We start from the raw sequence: 18,046 nt of genomic DNA on the forward strand, positions 1-18,046 counted from the left end.
TTCGCGAGCAAGCCCGCTCCCACATTGATCCAGTCGAGTCAGGAAGACCGGAACACAGATTCACTTGCCAACCTGCCACAACCACAAAAAAACAGGCATCAGGAGCACCCCACCATGAGTACGTCCTCTTCCGGCCAAAGCGCCGGGCAATTGGAAACACGCGGCATCGAGCCGGTCCCGGAAGGCGAGTGCAACGGCCATCCGTTGCAACTGTTCTGGGTCTGGTTTGCGGCCAACATCAGCATCCTCGGCTTGCCCTTGGGCGCGACCCTCGTGGCGTTTCGCGGCCTGGCGATCTGGCAGGCGATCATCGTCGCAATCCTCGGTGCCGCCGGTTCGTTTGCGGTGGTCGGTATCATCTCCATCGCCGGCCGTCGTGGCCGTGCGCCGAGCCTGACCCTGTCCCGGGCGATCTTCGGCGTACGCGGCAATATCGGCCCGACCCTGGTGTCACTGATGTCGCGCCTGGGCTGGGAAACCGTCAACACCACCACGGCGGCGTTTGTGTTGCTGTCGTTGTGCTCGATCCTGTTCAACTCGCCGGTTGCCGCCAAAAGCGCGCCGGTACTGACCCTGTTGTTCATCGGCATCTTCGTGCTGCTGACCCTCGCCGTATCGGGCCTGGGCCACGCCACCTTGCTGGTGATCCAGAAGTGGGCCACCTACGTGTTCGGCGCGCTGAATATCCTGGTGGGCGGTTTCCTCTGCGCCACCATCGATTGGAGCGCGGTGTTCAACGCCACGCCTGCGCCGTTGAGCGCGATGATCATTGGCATTGGCACCATGGCCGCCGGTACGGGTATCGGCTGGGCCAACGCCGGTGCCGACATGTCGCGCTACCAGCACCGCAGCGTCAAGGCCGTGCGCCTGGTGGCCTCTGCCGCCTTCGGTGCGGGGATTCCGCTGGTACTGTTGATCACCCTCGGCGGCCTGCTGTCGGTGGGCAACAACGACCTGGCGTCGGCCACTGATCCGATCATCGCGATCCGCGACATGCTGCCGACCTGGATGGCGGTGCCGTACCTGATCACCGCGTTTGGCGGGCTGTTGCTGTCGAATAACCTGTCGGTGTACTCGGCGGGCCTCACCACCTTGACCCTCGGTTTGAAGGTCAAGCGCGTACACGCGGTGATCGTCGACATCGTCGCGATCTTCGCCGGTTCGATCTACTTCATGCTGATCGCCGACAGTTTCTATGGTCCGTTCATCACCTTCATCTCGCTGCTGGCGGTGCCAATCACCGCTTGGGTCGGGATCTTTGTGGTCGACCTGATCCATCGCCATTACTACAGCCCCAAAGACCTGCTGGACGTGACGCCAAGCAGCGCCTACTGGTACCGCGGCGGGGTTGAATGGCGTGCATTTGGCGCCTGGGCGATTGCGATTGTGCTGGGCTTCAGCTTCACCACCATCGGCACCACGGCCGAAAATATCTGGTTCGCCGGGCCGCTGTCCGATTCGTGGCTGGGCCATAACGGCCTGGGCTGGATCGTCACCTTCCTGGTGGCCGGCGGGATTTACGCGGTACTGGGTGGCGCGGCTGATCGTCGTCCGGCTTTGGTAGAGAGCGCTAATGTCTAGATTGCTGCACAGCGGCCAGGTCATCGTCGACCTAGTCATGTCCCTCGAAACATTGCCTGCCACCGGCGGCGATGTATTGGCCAACTCCGCCAGCTTCGAAGCCGGCGGCGGCTTCAACGTGATGGCCGCCGCTCGGCGCAACGGGTTGCCGGTGGTTTATCTGGGCCGCCATGGCACCGGCCGCTTCGGCGACCTGGCACGTGCGGCAATGCAAGCCGAAGGCATTGAAATGGCCCTGGCCGCCAGCGACGACAAGGACACCGGCCTGTGTGTGTCCCTGACCGAAGCCACCACCGAGCGCACTTTCATCTCCCATATCGGCGCCGAAGGTGATTTGCTCGCGCAAGACCTGGCCAATGCGGTACCACGGGACGACGACTATGTGTACGTCAGCGGCTACAGCCTGCTGCTGGAAGGCAAGGCGCAAGCGTTGCTCGATTGGCTGTTGGCGTTGCCGCGCGAGATCACGGTGGTGTTCGATCCGGGCCCGCTGGTGAAGGCACCGGACTCGGCCTTGATGGTCGCCCTGTTGCCGCGTATCGACATCTGGACCAGCAACGGTCCGGAAGCGCTGGCCTTCACCGGCGCGAGCGATCTGGCGGGGGCATTGCTCAAGCTCAACGAGCACCTGCCCGCCGACTCCTTGCTGGTGGTGCGCGATGGGCCGAATGGCTGTTGGGTCAGCCGTAATGGCCAGGCCGAACATGTGCCGGGATTCAAGGTCAATGCGGTGGACAGCAACGGTGCGGGTGATGCTCACGCCGGAGTGTTTATCGCCGGCCTGGCCAATGGTTTGGCGCCAGCTGTCGCGGCACGTCGCGCGAATGCGGCGGCGGCATTGGCGGTCACGCGCTGGGGGCCGGCCACGTCACCGGGCACGGCTGAAGTGGATGCGTTGTTGAGCGGGGGCTGATTCGGCAGAATAGTCGCCATTCAGCACGGAGCAGCGTCATGACCCAGAACATCTACGACACCGAGGTTTTCTTCGAGGGCTACAGCAAAATGGGCCGCTCGGTGGAAGGCCTCGCCGGCGCTCCGGAGTGGCCGGCTTTGCAAGCCATGCTACCGCCGGTGCCGGGGTTGAAAGTGGTGGACCTGGGTTGCGGCTACGGCTGGTTCAGTCGCTGGGCCCAGGAGCAGGGCGCCGAACAGGTGCTGGGGCTGGATGTCTCGCAAAAGATGCTGGCGCGGGCGAAGGAGATGACGTCCTCTTCGGCCATCACCTACGGCATCGCCGACCTGGAAAAACTCGACCTTCCGAATGCCGCTTTCGACCTGGCCTACAGCTCATTGGCGTTTCATTACATCGTCGATCTGAAAGGCCTGTTTGCGCGCATCCATCAAGCATTGGTCCCGGGCGGGCGGTTGGTGTTTTCCATCGAGCACCCGATCTTCATGGCGCCCCGGCAACCGGGCTGGCTGATTGATGAGCAAGGGCGCAAGAGCTGGCCGGTGGACAGCTACCAGTTGGAAGGACCACGGGTGACAAACTGGTTGGCGGAGGGTGTGATCAAGCAACATCGCACCGTGGGCACGTTGCTGACGCTGTTGATCCAGGCGGGGTTCACCCTGAGCCATGTCGACGAGTGGGGGCCGAGCGAAGCGGACCTCAAGGCCCGTCCCGCACTGGCAGAAGAGCTTGAGCGCCCAATGATGCTACTGGTGGCCGCCCACCGCTGATCCCGAGGTTGAAAACCCGATCAAAAAATGTGGGAGCGGGCTTGCTCGCGAATGCGGTGGGTCAGCCAATGAATCTGGCCCTGATACACCGCCTTCGCGAGCAAGCCCGCTCCCACATTTTGATTCGCGTTAACCGGCCTTTTTCAGCGCCTCAATCAACTCATCCTTGCGCATGGTCGAGCGGCCGGGAATGTCCCTGGCGCGCGCTTCCTTCAGCAAGCTTTCCTTGGTCTGCGTACCCAGCGAAACCCTGCTGTTACGCGGATGCCCTTCACGACTGGCCGCCGCTCGCTTGGCCGACTCATGCCGGTCCTGGGACTTCTTCGCCGGGGCCTTGCGCTGGCCAGAACCGCCAGCCTTTTCGCCGCCACCGGACTGCTTGTTGACGGTGGCCCAGGCCCGGGCCTCGGCTTCTTCTTTCGACAAGCCCTGGTGCTCATAACTCGCTTCGATATGAGCGGCCTTGCGTTTTTGTTCGGTGGTGTATTTGGCTTTGCTTCCACGAGGCATTGCGATACTCCTCCTGGTTCTGGCCCTTCGCGAAGGGCCAGGCCAGACAAAGTGCGTTACTGGCCCGCTTCGCTTTCCAGCTTGCGAGCCGCTTCCACGCCGGACGCGGTGAGCTTGATCGGCAGGTTCAGCGCGTGTTCCCCGGCATCGTTGCAGGTCACATGGCCTTCCTTGATCCACCCGCGGTCCTGCAAGGTGGCCAAGGCGCTGGCCACCACTTTTTCACCTCGGTAGTTGTCCAGCACTTCTTTGCCCAACCCACTGGGATGAGCGTGGAGCAGACGGGTGAGGACTTCTTTTTCAAGGTTGTGATCGACGTTCATGCATACCTCTTCACTGGGAAATGGTTGGGTGTTCGTCTTTCTTGCGGATTAAGGCGCTGGCTGTTTTGGCGCACCAGGGATGTTGGAGTCATCGCCTTTATTGATCGAAGGCGAAGTGGCGCCAGGGCCCATTTTGCCGTTAGGCACCGCACCGCTGTTGCGATTGGTGTCGTCGCCCTGGGTGCGTGGGTCTCTGCTGTTGTCGATGATGGCGCCGCCGTTGGTGTCCATGCCGGTGCCCATTGAGTCTTTCGACTCTTGAGTGGCCGGGTTGGGCGGGCTGCCGACAGGGTCGGTCGGACCGGTGCTGGAACCTGTGGAGGCGGCAAAGCTGCTCAGTGAAACCGCAGACAGCAAACCAGTGAGGGCGAGGGCGGCAAATTTGGAAGTCGTCATGATGGTGTCTCCATATGATTAATGTCCTTACCTGATATTGGTCCGCCCCCGTTTGCGATTCGTGCCTCGATACCGACGAACGGTCTTAGGTCGCTTGTAAGATTTTGTGTGACGCGATTCGGCGCCAGATCAACCGCGCCACTGTGATCAGCCAATTGAGCAGCGCCACCGCCAGCACGCTCATCAACAGGGTCGGCATGCCGTATTCGACGATGACCTTGCCCGCCAGCAACGGGAAACCGAACACCCCGATAAAGTACGCCAGGCTGAACAACAGCAACGCCTGGGAGGTGGTGCCGGCCGGTGCCTCGTTGGCGGCCAAACCATTGATCACCGAATACGTCAGGCCATAACCGATGCCCAGGGTGACGGCTGCCAGCAGGTAGCTGTAGTTGCCGCTCACCCTGAACCCGAACAGGAAAATCGACACCAGCATCAACCCGGACAATACACACGCCGCCCAATACGGATCACGCTTGACCACGATGCCGGCGATCAGCAGGCGGCTGGTAATCGCCGCACTCATGAAGCCCAGGAAGAACAGCGAATAGTCCAGCCCGTGCAGTGCCGCGTAGCTGGTCTGGAAACTCGACAGCCCGCCAAACACGCAACCGCCGAGGCCCACCATGATGATCGCGAACACCGCTTTCGATGACAGCACCTGTCGCGTGGCCGACCAGGAAATCTTCGACGCCGGCGCAGTGTGTTGACTGAGGGCGCGACCCAGCCGCCAGAAAATCAACACGCCCGCCAGGCTTGCCAGCGCCGCGATAAAAAATGCCGCCGTCAGCGAAAAATCCAGCGCACTTGCCGCCCGTCCCAGCAACGGCCCGGAGCCGATCCCGGTCATCATGCTGCCCGACAGCAGGGCGAAATATTTGGCCCGCTGTGCCGGCTCCACCAGCATCGCGACGATGATCGGCCCCAGCGTATAGAACACGCCCCAGCCCAACCCCAACGACAAGCCAAAAAGCATCAAGCCCTCGCCAAACCCCGGTGTCAGCGCAAAGCCCAGGCACGCCACCACCAGCAACAGGCCGAGCAGGGCGATCGATCTGGCGGCTCCCAGCAGGTCTGCCAGATGCCCGGAAACCAGCACCGCCACAAAGGTGCTGAGCATCGCCATGGAGATCACGCTGCCGGCGTCGTGTTCGTTGCCGCCGCGGGAATGGATCAGCAGCGACAGCAAGAATGTCGAGCCATAGGACAGGGAAAGCAAATAGCTGGCGAGGCAGAAGAGGGCGAACAGTTTTCCGCCAACCGCAGGTGAGGCGTGCATGGAAGAGCCTTGCGTCTGTTGGATTTATGCCCAACTTTTTACCATGCACGGCACGTGGGATTGTTCTGTGGTTCGCGGTGCTTGCGTTAGCCCGCAGCGGAGTATGGCGTGCCTATTTCTTCGATGAGCAGGTCCATGAAACCCTTCAACCGCTCATGGCGCGCCAGGGCCATGCGTTGGCCCGTCGGCGTCTGAAATCCGCCCGCCAGATGCAGCAGCTTGGTCTGGAAATGGTCGAGGCAGAAACGCTTGTCGTCGTACTCGCGATGCTTAGCCGTTGGGTCCGCCGGGTCATACAGCCCGCTGCCCATGCGCCCGGCGATATAAAACGTGCGGGCCACGCCGATCATGCCCAGGGAGTCCAGGCGGTCGGCATCCTGCATAATCTTTGCTTCAAGCGTCACCGGAGTAAGGCCCGCCGAAAAGCTGTGGGTCTCGATGGCATGGGTCACCGCAGCAATCGTTCCGGGCGGCCAGCCCAGCTCCTGCAAAATTTCCCCGGCCTTGTCCGCCGCCAGTTTCGACGCCTTGGACCGCAGCGGTGAATTCTTCTCCACCGCCACGCAGTCATGCAGCAACACGGCTGCCAGCAGCACCTCAAGCTCGCCGCCTTCCTCGGCCTGGATCGAGCGCACGTTGTGCCACACCCGTTGCAAATGGGACAGGTCGTGGGCGCCGTCTTCCGAGGGCTCAAGGGCGTGAGGCAATAACGTCGCGGCGAGGTCGGTCAAGGGCGTGAAGGGCATGGGGATTCTCAAAGGTCGATAGCCTGCAGGTTAGCCGCGAATGAAATTGCACTGCAATCGGTCATTAAAGCGCCTTAGTATGTGTGCTCTCTTTCCCTGACAAGGCCTGCCCATGACCATCGAGATTCGCCCCGCCGTGCCCAGCGATGCTGCGCAGATCCTGACCTTTATCACCGAGCTGGCCGACTATGAAAAAGCCCGGCACGAAGTGATCGCCAGCGTGGTGGACATCGAGCGCAGCCTGTTCAGCGAAGGCGCCACCGCCCACGGCTTGATCTGCCTGCGGGACGGTTTGCCGATCGGCTTTGCAGTGTTCTTTTTCAGCTACTCCACCTGGCTCGGCAGCAACTGCCTGTACCTCGAAGACCTGTACATCAACCCCGAGCAACGCGGCGGCGGGGCGGGCAAGAAGTTGCTGCGCCACCTGGCGAAAATCGCCTGCGACAATGGCTGTGGGCGTTTCGAGTGGAGCGTGCTGGACTGGAATGAGCCGGCCATTGCGTTCTACAAATCCATCGGCGCCCAGCCCCAGGAAGAGTGGGTGCGCTACCGTATGGAAGGTGATGCGTTAAGGGATTTCGCGCAGGGTTAACGGCGCATAAGCAACCGGCCATCGCGGCCGGTTTTTTTATACGTTTTCTCACTATATGGGATGATAATTTATATATTGAGATGTTCTGGTTTCTGGGTTTATAGTCTTGCGCATCAGCACTCACTACCAAAAACAAAACAGGTGAAGCGATGCAGGCACAACCGTTGTCCTTACCTCCGGTGCCCGAGCCGACTTACGGCGAGCGACTGAAGAACAAAGTCGTGGTCATTACCGGCGCCGCCCAAGGCATTGGCGAGGCCATCGTCGCTTGCTTCCAGGCCCAGCAGGCGCGCCTGGTAATCGGTGATATCCAGGGTGAGAAGGTCGAGAAAGTTGCGGCCCACTGGCGTGAACGCGGCGCCGAGATTTACGCACAAGCCGTCGACATCACGTCCAAGGATCAGTGGCGCGCCTTGGTGGACGTGGCCATCGAACGCTTTGGCCGCGTGGATGTGCTGGTCAACTGCGCCGGCGTCAACGTGTTCCGCGACCCGCTGGAAATGACCGACGAAGACTGGCGCCGCTGTTTCGCCATCGACCTCGACGGCGCCTGGTACGGCTGCCGCACTGTGTTACCGCACATGATCGAGCAGGGCATCGGCAACATCATCAACATCGCCTCCACCCATTCCAGCCACATCATTCCCGGTTGCTTCCCGTACCCGGTGGCCAAGCACGGCCTGCTGGGGCTGACCCGAGCGCTGGGCATCGAATATGCGCCCAAGGGCATCCGCGTAAATGCCATCGCGCCGGGCTATATCGAAACCCAACTCAACGTCGATTACTGGAACGGCTTTGCCGACCCCCACGCCGAGCGTCAGCGCGCCTTTGACCTGCACCCGCCCAAGCGCATCGGCCAACCGATTGAAGTGGCAATGACGGCACTGTTTCTTGCGACCGATGAGGCGCCCTTTATCAATGCCACCTGCCTGATGATCGATGGCGGGCGGTCGGTGATGTACCACGATTAACACGTTTCCAAATAACAAGAAGAGGTGGTTTATGCTCAAGAAGACACTAGGCACCCTTGCACTGACGATGGCGCTCAGCGGCCTGGCCTCTGCCGAAGACGTAAAGATCGGCTTTCTGGTCAAGCAGGCGGAAGAGCCTTGGTTCCAGACCGAATGGGCGTTCGCTGAAAAAGCCGGCAAGGACCATGGTTTCACCGTGATCAAGATCGCCGTGCCCGACGGCGAGAAAACCCTTTCCGCCATCGACACCCTCGCTGCCAACGGCGCCAAGGGCTTCGTCATCTGCCCGCCGGACGTGTCCCTGGGCCCGGCGATCATGGCCAAGGCCAAGCTGAATAACCTGAAAGTGCTGGCGGTGGACGACCGCTTCGTCGACGCCAAGGGCAAGCCCATGGAAGACGTGCCTTACGTCGGCCTGGACGCCTACAAAATCGGCCAGAAACAAGGCGAAGCCATGGCCACCGAAGCCAAGCATCGCAACTGGGACTGGAAGGACACCTACGCCGTCATCAATACGTTTGACGAGCTGGAGACCGGCAAGAAACGCACCGACGGTTCGGTAGAAGGCCTCAAGGCCGCCGGCCTGCCGGTTGACCACATCCTGTTCACCGCGCAGAAAACCCTCGACGTGCCGGGCGCCATGGACTCCACCAACTCGGCCCTGGTGAAACTGCCCAGCGGCGCGAAAAACCTGCTGATTGGCGGGATGAACGACAGCACCGTACTGGGCGGCGTACGCGCCACCGAAAGCGCCGGCTTCAAGGCGCCGAATGTCATCGGCGTGGGCATCAACGGCACCGACGCCATCGAAGAGCTGAAAAAATCCGACACCGGTTTCTACGGCTCGATGCTGCTCAGCCCCGATGCGTCCGGCTATAAAACCGCTACCGCGATGTTCGAGTGGGTGACCAAAGGCACCGAGCCGGCCAAGTTCACCGCCCTGGATAACGTGACCCTGATCACCCGCGCCAACTTCAAGGAAGAGTTGAGCAAGATCGGTCTGTGGAAATGAACAGCGCTGCCGCAGAGAGCCTGCGCTTCAACGGCATCGGCAAGGAGTTTCCCGGGGTGAAGGCCCTGGCGCAGATCAGCTTTGAAGCGCGGCCCCATTCGGTGCATGCGCTGATGGGCGAGAACGGCGCGGGCAAGTCGACCTTGCTGAAAATCCTTGGCGGTTTCTATCCGCCCAACAGCGGCAGTTTGCAGTTGGGCGAACGCAGCGTGAGTTTCAAATCGGCGGCCGACAGCATCGCCAGCGGCATCGCGGTGATTCACCAGGAGCTGCAACTGGTGCCGGAAATGACCGTCGCCGAGAACCTGCTGCTGGGGCATATGCCGTCGCGCTTTGGCGTGGTCAATCGCGGCGCGATGGTGCGCAAGGCGCGGGAGCTGCTCAAGGGCCTGGCGGATGAAATCGATCCGAACATGCGCCTGGGCAGCCTGTCCCTCGGCCAGCGGCAACTGGTGGAAATCGCCAAGGCCATGTCGCGCAATGCCCATGTGATTGCGTTCGATGAGCCCACCAGCAGCCTCTCGGCCCGCGAGATCGAGCGGCTGATGGTGATCATCGCCCGGCTGCGGGATGAAGGCCGGGTGATCCTCTACGTGTCGCACCGCATGGAAGAAGTGTTCCGGATTTGCGATGCGGTCACGGTGTTCAAGGACGGGCGCTTCGTGCGCACCTTCGAGGACATGGCGCAGTTGAACGTCGACCAGTTGGTCAACTGCATGGTCGGGCGCGATATCCAGGACATCTACGACTACCGGCCGCGTGAGCACTCCGGTGAAGCGCTGCGAGTCGAAGGGTTGCTCGGGCCTGGGTTGCAGGAACCGGTGAGTCTGCAGGTGAACAAGGGCGAGATTCTCGGGCTGTTCGGTTTGGTCGGGGCAGGGCGCACAGAGTTGTTGCGCCTGCTCGCCGGGCTGTCGCGCAGTACCCAGGGGGTATTGGTGTTGCATGGCCAGGCGCAGACGTTCAAGACGCCACGGGATGCGATTGCGGCGGGTGTGTTGCTCTGCCCCGAGGACCGCAAGAAGGAAGGCATCGTGCCCCGCGCCAGTGTCGCGGAGAACATCAACATCAGTGCGCGCCGCGACCATGCACGCTTCGGTTGGCTGATCCAGGGCGGCTGGGAACGCGCCAACGCCCAGCGGCAGATCAGCGCGCTGAATGTGCGCACGCCGTCTGCCGACCAACCGATTTTGTTCCTGTCGGGCGGCAATCAACAGAAGGCGATTCTCGGTCGCTGGCTGTCGATGCCGATGAAAGTGTTGCTGCTGGACGAGCCGACGCGCGGCATCGATATCGGTGCCAAGTCGGAGATCTACCAGATCATCCACAACCTGGCGGCCAGTGGCATTGCGGTGATTGTGGTGTCCAGCGACCTGATGGAAGTGATGGGCATCTCCGACCGCATCCTGGTGATGAGCGAAGGCGCCCTGACCGGCGAATTGACCCGCGATCAAGCGGACGAAGCACGGCTGCTGCAACTGGCTCTTCCGCGTACGCGGGACTGAAGAATACGAGGGGTGGGTATGTCACAGGTAAAAACTGCAAGAAGCTTCTGGCCGGGGTTCAACCAGCGCAAGTTTCTTGATGATTGGGTCATGCTGCTGGCGGCCTTGAGCATCTTTGTGCTCAGTGCCATTTTCATCGACAACTTCCTCTCGCCGCTGAACATGCGCGGCCTGGGGCTGGCGATTTCCACCGTGGGGATTGCAGCCTGCACCATGCTGTTCTGCCTGGCGTCGGGGCACTTCGACTTGTCGGTGGGCTCGGTAATCGCCTGTTCGGGCGTGGTGGCGGGGATCGTGATTCGCGACACCGACAGCGTGTTCTTCGGCGTGTCGGCGGCGTTGGCTATGGGCCTGGTGGTGGGGCTGATCAACGGCATCGTGATCGCCAAGCTGCGGATCAACGCATTGATCACGACGCTGGCGACCATGCAGATCGTGCGTGGGCTGGCGTATATCTTTTCCAACGGCAAGGCGGTGGGCGTAATGGACGAAAACTTCTTCGTCTTTGGTAACGGCCAGCTGTTTGGCGTGCCGGTGCCGATCATCATCACCGTGCTGTGCTTTGTGTTTTTTGGCTGGCTTTTGAACTACACCACCTACGGGCGCAACACCATGGCCATCGGCGGCAACCAGGAAGCGGCGCTGTTGGCCGGGGTGAATGTCGACCGCACCAAGATCATCATCTTTGCCGTGCACGGGGTGATCGGGGCGTTGGCCGGGGTGATCCTGGCGTCGCGGATGACCTCGGGGCAACCGATGATTGGCCAGGGGTTCGAGTTGACGGTGATCTCGGCGTGCGTGCTGGGCGGGGTGTCGCTGAGCGGCGGGATCGGGATGATCCGGCATGTGATTGCCGGGGTGCTGATTCTGGCGATCATCGAGAACGCGATGAACCTGAAGAACATCGACACCTTCTACCAATACGTGATTCGCGGCTCGATCCTGCTGTTGGCGGTGATCATCGACAGGATGAAGCAACGATAAAAAGGGCGCCACAAGACTAATGTGGGAGCGGGCTTGTTGTGGCGAGGGGGCTTGTCCCCCGTTGGGCTGCGAAGCGGCCCCAAAGCCAGGCAACGCTGATCTGTCTGGAGAAATCGGGTAACTCTCTTGGGGCCGCTGCGCAGCCCAACGGGGGACAAGTCCCCTCGCCACAGAGCTCCCTCGCCACAACAGCCGTGACCGCCCATAATGCTCGCCGTTTTCGTACTTCCCAATAGGCCCGATATGCAGGAAAACGCCCACACTCCCGTCAAAGACGCCGCCCCCACCGGCACTCAAACCCTGCTTCGTGGCCTGGGCGTGGTGCAGGCGGTGGCGGCCGGTGCGCGGGATCTGAAGGAAATCGCCAAGCGCATCGGCACCACCCGCAGCACCACTCACCGTCTGGCCAGTTGCCTGGTGGAAGAGCGCTACCTGCGTGTGGTGCCGCAAGTCGGCTACCTGCTGGGTCCCAAGTTGATCGAGCTGGGTTTTCAGGCGCGCGAGGAATTGCCGCTGGTGAGCCTGGCGGTGCCGTACCTGGATGAGTTGTCGGCGCTCACCGGCGACACCATCCATCTGGCAATCCGCGAATACGACGACGTGCTGTACCTGCACAAGAACCCTGGTCGCAACGGCCCGGAAATGCGCTCGCGCGTCGGCCATCGCATGCCGCTGGCGCGCACCGGGATCGGCAAGGCGTTGTTGCTGGATGACACGGTGGAAGAGTGGCAGCGCCTGTATCAGGTCAGCCTGCCCACGGGCGGGAAAAACTTGCAGTGGCCGCAGCACCCCGAGCAATCCTGGGCGCAGTTTGAACAGCGCATGCAGGAATACGTGGCGGGCGGTTATGCGTTTGATCTGGAAGACAATGAACCGTCGATCCGTTGTGTCGCGGCACCGGTGCGCGATGCCAGCCGGCGAATCGTCGCCGGCATCAGCATCGCCAGTACCGTGCCCTACATGCCGCTGGAGAAAATGGCCGAGCTGATCCCTGTGATCAAACAGGTCGCAGCGCGGCTGTCAGCGGAGTTGGGCGCGAAGGCCTGATAGCCGTGATCGTTCCCGCGCTCCGCGTGGGAATGCCGCTTCGGACGCTCCGCGTCCAGCAGGACTTGAGCCCTGCGCAACGGTGACGCGGAGCGTCACGGCATGCGTTCCCACGCAGAGCGTGGGAACGATCATCACGGGGGGGGCGGTTTGTCAGGCCTTCAGGGTCGCCATGTCGATCACGAAGCGGTACTTCACGTCACCGGCAATCATGCGGGTGTAGGCTTCGTTGATCTGGCGGATGTCGAGCATTTCGATGTCGCAGGTGATGCCGTGCTCGGCGCAGAAGTCCAGGACTTCCTGGGTTTCGGCAATCCCACCGATCAACGAACCGGCCAGCACTTTGCGGCCCATCACCAGCTTGGCGGCATTGACGGGCGGGTCGACCGGCTCGATCAAACCTACCAGGATGTGCACGCCGTCAAAGCGCAGCACTTCGAGGTAGGGATTCAGATCGTGTTGCACCGGAATGGTGTCCAGCAGGAAGTCGAAATGCCCGGCAGCGGCTTTCATCTGTGCTTCGTCGGTGGACACGATCACGTGATCGGCGCCCTGGCGGCGGCCTTCTTCAGCCTTGCTCGCGGAGCGGGTGAACAGCGTCACTTCGGCGCCCATGGCCTTGGCGAACTTGATGCCCATATGGCCCAGACCGCCCATGCCCAGAACGCCAACCTTGTCGCCAGCCTTCACGCCATAGTGCTTGAGTGGCGAGTAGGTGGTGATGCCGGCGCAGAGGATCGGCGCGGCGCTGGCCAGGTCGAGCTTGGCCGGGATCTTCACCACGAAGTGCTCGCTGACCACGATACTGTCGGAGTAGCCGCCCATGGTGTTGCTGCCATCGACCCGGTCTGGCGTGGCGTAGGTCATGGTCGGGCCTTCGAGGCAGTATTGCTCGAGGTCGGCGTGGCAGGCGTCGCAGTGACGGCAGGAGTCGACCATGCAGCCAACACCCACCAGGTCGCCGACTTTATGCGCAGTGACGCTGGCGCCGACGGCGGTGACTTTGCCGACGATCTCGTGGCCCGGCATCAGCGGGTACACGGCAATGCCCCATTCGTTGCGTGCCTGGTGGATGTCGGAGTGGCAGACGCCGCAGTAGAGGATTTCAATCGCCACGTCATCGGCGCGCGGGCTGCGGCGTTCGAAGGACATGGGGGCGAGGGGAGTGGTGGCCGATTGAGCGGCATAACCGATGGCGGTGTACATGGAGAAACCTCGCAGGTGCAGTGACAGGTGAGGTGGCGCATTCTCCGCGCCGAGGCTTGGGGCGGCCATGGCGATTGCTCCGAGTCTCATGCCTATTCGTCCGGGAGTGCCCCTGGATTGGATCACTGTGGCGCCAGACCTGCGATGATGGTGTCATCCCCTTTTTCGCGAAGTTTTTGCCATGTTGTTGACCCGCCATGTCGACGCCAATGCCACGTTGGTTGCCCTGATCGAACCCCTGACACCCCGTGATGGTTTTTCCCCCACGAACCTGCCCGGCGTGCAGGTATTACGCGCCAGTTGCGATGTGGCGCGCGGCCCGCAGATTTATGAGCCGAGCCTGATGATCGTCGCCCAGGGCAGCAAGGTCGCGTATCTGGGCCCGCGAACCCTGGAGTACGGTGCCGGGCATTACCTGATCCAGGCGATGCCGGTGCCGTTCGAATGCGAGACCTTTGCCATGCCCAATGCGCCGCTGTTGGGGGTGACGGTGGGCATTGATCGGGTGGTGCTGGGTGAGTTGGTGATGGCGATGGGGATCCAGTCCGGGCCACCGCCGGCGGCGCAGACGTTGGAGTCCATGAGTTCAGTGGTGCTGGATGGCGCCATGCGTGGCTGCGTCGAACGGTTGTTGAAGTGCCTGCACGATCCGCTGGAGAGTCGGATTATGGGCCCGGCGCGGGTTCGGGAATTGTTGTTCACCGCGTTGCGCGGGCCACAGGCGGATGTGTTGCGCGCGCTGGTGGAGCAGCAGGGGCAGTTTTCCCGAGTGGCGACCTCGTTGAATCACCTGCATGCCCATTACGCCGAGCCGCTGAATATCGAGACGCTGGCGGGTTATGCGCACATGAGCGCGTCGACGTTCCACGAACACTTCAAGCGCTGCACGCTGTTGTCGCCGGTGCAGTATCTCAAGCGTCTGCGGCTGCTCAAGGCGCAGCAGTTGCTGTTGGTGGAGGGCATGAGCGTGGCGCAGGCGGCCCACAGCGTGGGCTATCAGAGTACGTCGCAGTTCAGCCGGGAGTACAAGCGCTACTTCGAACGCAGCCCCGGTGATGAACGGGCAGCATAGCTCGTGTTGATTCCCGTAGCAGCTGTCGAGCCTTAGCGAGGCTGCGTCAGCCGCGACTCGGTTCCAGATCAGTGGCGCGCCCGACGCAGCCTCGCTGGGGCTCGACAGCTGCTACGAACAATGGGCCACAAAAAAGGCCCCCATTCGGGAGCCTCGTTTTTCAAGCCAATGCCTTACATATTCGGGTAAGTCGGCCCACCCGCACCTTCCGGCGTCACCCACGTAATGTTCTGCGAAGGGTCCTTGATGTCACAGGTCTTGCAGTGCACGCAGTTCTGGGCGTTGATCTGGAAGCGCTTCTCGCCGTCTTCCTTGGTGATCACTTCATACACGCCGGCCGGGCAGTAGCGCTGCGCCGGCTCATCGTAGAGCGGCAGGTTGGTGCCGATCGGGATGCTCGGGTCTTTCAGCTTCAAATGGCACGGCTGTTCTTCTTCGTGGTTGGTACCGGAGATGAACACCGAGCTCAGCTTGTCGAAGCTCAGCTTGCCGTCGGGTTTCGGGTAGTCGATTTTCTTGCTGTCCTTGGCCAGCTTGAGGCAGGCGTAGTCCGGCTTGGCGTCGTGCAGGGTGAACGGCATTTTGCCGCCGAGGATGTTCTGGTCGAACCAGTTGAAGCCGGCACCCAGGATCGGGCCGAACTTGTGCATCGCCGGGCCGAAGTTGCGGCTGGCGAACAGTTCTTCGTAGAGCCAGCTGTTCTTGAAGCTGTCGACGTAGTTGGTCAGCTCGTCGCCGCCTTCGGATTCGGCGAACAGGCGCTCGGCCACCGCGTCAGCGGCGAGCATGCCCGACTTCATGGCGGTGTGGCTGCCCTTGATCTTGGCCACGTTCATGGTGCCCAGGTCGCAGCCGATCAAGGCGCCACCCTTGAATACCATTTTAGGCAGCGAGTTGATGCCACCTTTGGCCAGCGCGCGGGCACCGTAGCTGATGCGTTTGCCGCCTTCCAGGTACTGGGCCAGCACCGGGTGATGCTTGAGGCGCTGGAACTCGTCGAACGGCGACAGGAAAGTGTTGCTGTAGGACAGGTCGACGATCAAACCCACTACAACCTGGTTGTTTTCCAGGTGATAGAGGAACGAGCCGCCGGTGTTCTCGTTGCTCATGATGTCCAGCGGCCAACCGGCGGTGTGCACCACCAGGCCTGGCTGATGTTTGGCCGGGTCGATTTCCCAGATTTCTTTCAGGCCGATGCCGTAGTGCTGGGCGTCGGCGTCGCTGTCCAGGTTGAAGCGCTGGATCAGTTGCTTGCCGATGTGGCCACGGCAACCTTCGGCGAACAGCGTGTACTTGCCACGCAGTTCCATGCCAGGGGTGTAGACGCCTTCTTTTGGCTGGCCTTCACGGTCGACGCCGAGGTCACCGGTGATGATCCCGCGCACCACGCCGTTTTCGTCGAACAGTGCTTCCTGGGCGGCGAAGCCCGGGTAGACTTCCACCCCCAGGTTCTCGGCCTGCTGGGCGAGCCAGCGGCACAGGTTGCCCAGGGAGATAATGTAGTTGCCTTCGTTGTGCATGGTCTTGGGCACAAAGAAGTCAGGCACCTTGGTGGCCGCTTCGCTGGAGCGCAGTACATAGATGTCATCCCGCACAACAGGGGTGTTGAGCGGTGCACCGAGTTCTTTCCAGTCCGGGAACAATTCGTTCAGCGCACGGGGTTCAAACACGGCACCGGACAGGATGTGAGCGCCGACTTCGGAGCCTTTTTCGACCACGCAGACGCTGATTTCCTTACCGGCTTCGGCGGCCTTCTGCTTCAATCGGCAGGCGGCAGACAGGCCTGCCGGGCCAGCGCCGACGATGACCACGTCGAATTCCATGTATTCGCGTTCCACAGGCTATCTCCTACTCAAGGCTCAACGGCTTTTTTTTCTAATGGGTGGAGGTTCGGTAATCTGTCCCACAATGCCTGCATCAATCTCATGCAAGGGGCAGGGGACGACCCACCTTTCTCTCTAGGTGGCGCATTATATCTACACCACTCTCAGCGTCCAATACAAACGTTTGTTTGAATTGCCCGCAAGCTAGGTAAATCAAAGCAACGCGGCTTATAACTGACCATTTTGCCGTATTGACCGGAATAGGCGTTCCGGTCAATATACGGTCGGTTTTGCGCATCCCGTAGGCAGACTGTGGGTTTCAAGGCCACCTCGAAAGACAGGCTGAAGGCAAATAAGGGTGACGCGCGAGCCACGATGGCGCGCAGTTTACACGCCACGATAATGAATGACCTCTCAGTCACCGCTGACGAACGGTCATCACTCCCGTGAGCAAGGTCCCCCGCCGACGATTGCCGGTGTTTTTGGAGGTGCCCTTGTGTGCCGATGAGCATCAAACCGCCAGGTTCGCCTAGGCGACTTTCTTTTCACCGGAGAGTAACGAGGAATCCATGAAGGTTCTTGTAGCTGTCAAACGCGTTGTCGATTACAACGTGAAAGTTCGCGTCAAGGCGGACAATTCCGGCGTCGACCTCGCTAACGTCAAGATGTCGATGAACCCTTTCTGCGAAATCGCCGTGGAAGAAGCCGTACGCCTGAAAGAGAAAGGCGTTGCGACTGAAATCGTCGTCGTTTCCATCGGTCCGACCACTGCTCAAGAGCAGCTGCGTACCGCCCTGGCGCTGGGTGCCGATCGCGCCATCCTCGTCGAATCCGCTGAAGAGCTGACTTCCCTGGCCGTTGCCAAGTTGTTGAAAGCTGTTGTCGACAAGGAACAGCCATCGCTGGTGATCCTCGGCAAACAAGCCATCGACAGCGACAACAACCAGACTGGCCAGATGCTGGCTGCACTGACCGGTTACGGCCAGGGCACCTTCGCCTCGAAAGTCGAAGTGAGCGGCGACAAGGTTGCCGTGACCCGCGAAATCGACGGCGGCGCGCAAACAGTTTCCCTGAAACTGCCCGCCATCGTCACCACCGACCTGCGTTTGAACGAGCCGCGCTACGCGTCCCTGCCAAACATCATGAAAGCCAAGAAGAAGCCTCTCGAAGTGCTGACTCCGGACGCTTTGGGCGTTTCCACCGCCTCCACCAACAAGACCGTCAAAGTCGAAGCGCCGGCTGCACGCAGCGCGGGCATCAAGGTCAAGTCGGTGGCTGAACTGGTCGAGAAACTGAAAAACGAAGCGAAGGTAATCTAA

The 18,046-nt window shown here is 61.3% G+C and carries 18 protein-coding genes; 11 read left to right on the plus strand and 7 right to left on the minus strand.

The features are described 5' to 3' along the window. Nucleotides 1-114 precede the first annotated feature (114 nt). Genes ACUN0G_RS21425 through ACUN0G_RS21435 form a run of 3 tightly spaced genes read left to right on the plus strand, consistent with a single transcriptional unit; the run spans nucleotide 115 to nucleotide 3,261 of the window. A complete protein-coding gene (locus ACUN0G_RS21425) occupies nucleotides 115-1,581 on the plus strand; it encodes a purine-cytosine permease family protein (protein ID WP_063027958.1) in 1,467 nt (488 codons plus the stop codon). Next, the gene (locus tag ACUN0G_RS21430; RefSeq protein WP_445574219.1) at nucleotides 1,574-2,494 is read left to right on the plus strand and encodes a PfkB family carbohydrate kinase; all 921 of its coding nucleotides are present in this window, start codon (nucleotides 1,574-1,576) and stop codon (nucleotides 2,492-2,494) included. Before ACUN0G_RS21425 ends, ACUN0G_RS21430 begins: the two co-directional genes overlap by 8 nt. Nucleotides 2,495-2,532: 38 nt before the next feature. Then, complete coding sequence (locus ACUN0G_RS21435) at nucleotides 2,533-3,261, plus strand: class I SAM-dependent methyltransferase (RefSeq protein WP_445574220.1); 729 nt, start codon at nucleotides 2,533-2,535, stop codon at nucleotides 3,259-3,261. Nucleotides 3,262-3,390: 129 nt separating this feature from the next. Here ACUN0G_RS21435 and ACUN0G_RS21440 read toward each other — a convergent pair whose 3' ends face one another. The 5 genes from ACUN0G_RS21440 to ACUN0G_RS21460 form a co-directional block, all read right to left on the minus strand. Next, nucleotides 3,391-3,771: a Rho termination factor N-terminal domain-containing protein gene (locus tag ACUN0G_RS21440; protein WP_004371251.1), complete on the minus strand. Its 381-nt coding sequence runs from the start codon at nucleotides 3,769-3,771 to the stop codon at nucleotides 3,391-3,393. A gap of 56 nt (nucleotides 3,772-3,827) precedes the next feature. Then, on the minus strand, nucleotides 3,828-4,094 hold the full coding sequence (locus ACUN0G_RS21445; RefSeq protein WP_017475797.1) for a hypothetical protein: 267 nt from the start codon (nucleotides 4,092-4,094) through the stop codon (nucleotides 3,828-3,830). 48 nt (nucleotides 4,095-4,142) lie between these two features. After that, on the minus strand, nucleotides 4,143-4,490 hold the full coding sequence (locus ACUN0G_RS21450) for a hypothetical protein (protein ID WP_063027966.1): 348 nt from the start codon (nucleotides 4,488-4,490) through the stop codon (nucleotides 4,143-4,145). A gap of 85 nt (nucleotides 4,491-4,575) precedes the next feature. Then, a complete protein-coding gene (locus tag ACUN0G_RS21455; protein WP_445574221.1) occupies nucleotides 4,576-5,769 on the minus strand; it encodes an MFS transporter in 1,194 nt (397 codons plus the stop codon). A gap of 86 nt (nucleotides 5,770-5,855) precedes the next feature. Continuing rightward, a complete protein-coding gene (locus ACUN0G_RS21460; protein ID WP_445574222.1) occupies nucleotides 5,856-6,515 on the minus strand; it encodes an HD domain-containing protein in 660 nt (219 codons plus the stop codon). A 112-nt stretch (nucleotides 6,516-6,627) separates the two neighbouring features. On the opposite strand from ACUN0G_RS21460, the gene ACUN0G_RS21465 reads away from it, so the two are divergent. The 6 genes from ACUN0G_RS21465 (at nucleotide 6,628) to ACUN0G_RS21490 (ending at nucleotide 12,626) form a co-directional block, all read left to right on the plus strand. Further along, complete coding sequence (locus ACUN0G_RS21465; RefSeq protein ID WP_004371239.1) at nucleotides 6,628-7,107, plus strand: GNAT family N-acetyltransferase; 480 nt, start codon at nucleotides 6,628-6,630, stop codon at nucleotides 7,105-7,107. A 149-nt stretch (nucleotides 7,108-7,256) separates the two neighbouring features. Then, entirely contained in the window at nucleotides 7,257-8,078 is an 822-nt protein-coding gene (locus ACUN0G_RS21470) for an SDR family oxidoreductase (RefSeq protein ID WP_258347199.1), read from the plus strand. A gap of 31 nt (nucleotides 8,079-8,109) precedes the next feature. Beyond that, complete coding sequence (locus ACUN0G_RS21475; RefSeq protein WP_445574223.1) at nucleotides 8,110-9,090, plus strand: substrate-binding domain-containing protein; 981 nt, start codon at nucleotides 8,110-8,112, stop codon at nucleotides 9,088-9,090. Beyond that, complete coding sequence (araG, locus tag ACUN0G_RS21480; protein WP_445574224.1) at nucleotides 9,087-10,595, plus strand: L-arabinose ABC transporter ATP-binding protein AraG; 1,509 nt, start codon at nucleotides 9,087-9,089, stop codon at nucleotides 10,593-10,595. The genes ACUN0G_RS21475 and araG overlap by 4 nt, the downstream gene beginning before the upstream one ends. A gap of 18 nt (nucleotides 10,596-10,613) precedes the next feature. Further along, nucleotides 10,614-11,579 carry an L-arabinose ABC transporter permease AraH gene (araH, locus tag ACUN0G_RS21485; protein ID WP_026077769.1) on the plus strand — a complete coding sequence of 322 codons (966 nt, stop codon included), beginning with the start codon at nucleotides 10,614-10,616 and terminating at the stop codon, nucleotides 11,577-11,579. Nucleotides 11,580-11,822: 243 nt separating this feature from the next. Next, on the plus strand, nucleotides 11,823-12,626 hold the full coding sequence (locus ACUN0G_RS21490) for an IclR family transcriptional regulator (protein WP_258347197.1): 804 nt from the start codon (nucleotides 11,823-11,825) through the stop codon (nucleotides 12,624-12,626). A gap of 153 nt (nucleotides 12,627-12,779) precedes the next feature. Here ACUN0G_RS21490 and ACUN0G_RS21495 read toward each other — a convergent pair whose 3' ends face one another. Beyond that, nucleotides 12,780-13,832, minus strand: a complete 1,053-nt coding sequence (locus ACUN0G_RS21495) for an NAD(P)-dependent alcohol dehydrogenase (protein WP_445575581.1) — start codon at nucleotides 13,830-13,832, stop codon at nucleotides 12,780-12,782. Between the two features lie 181 nt (nucleotides 13,833-14,013). On the opposite strand from ACUN0G_RS21495, the gene ACUN0G_RS21500 reads away from it, so the two are divergent. Beyond that, entirely contained in the window at nucleotides 14,014-14,904 is an 891-nt protein-coding gene (locus tag ACUN0G_RS21500) for an AraC family transcriptional regulator N-terminal domain-containing protein (protein ID WP_445574225.1), read from the plus strand. Nucleotides 14,905-15,077: 173 nt separating this feature from the next. Here ACUN0G_RS21500 and ACUN0G_RS21505 read toward each other — a convergent pair whose 3' ends face one another. Continuing rightward, the gene (locus ACUN0G_RS21505) at nucleotides 15,078-16,742 is read right to left on the minus strand and encodes an electron transfer flavoprotein-ubiquinone oxidoreductase (RefSeq protein ID WP_445574226.1); all 1,665 of its coding nucleotides are present in this window, start codon (nucleotides 16,740-16,742) and stop codon (nucleotides 15,078-15,080) included. A gap of 554 nt (nucleotides 16,743-17,296) precedes the next feature. On the opposite strand from ACUN0G_RS21505, the gene ACUN0G_RS21510 reads away from it, so the two are divergent. Beyond that, nucleotides 17,297-18,046: an electron transfer flavoprotein subunit beta/FixA family protein gene (locus ACUN0G_RS21510; RefSeq protein ID WP_004371224.1), complete on the plus strand. Its 750-nt coding sequence runs from the start codon at nucleotides 17,297-17,299 to the stop codon at nucleotides 18,044-18,046.

The sequence above is a fragment of the Pseudomonas sp. 32A genome (assembly GCF_052682255.1).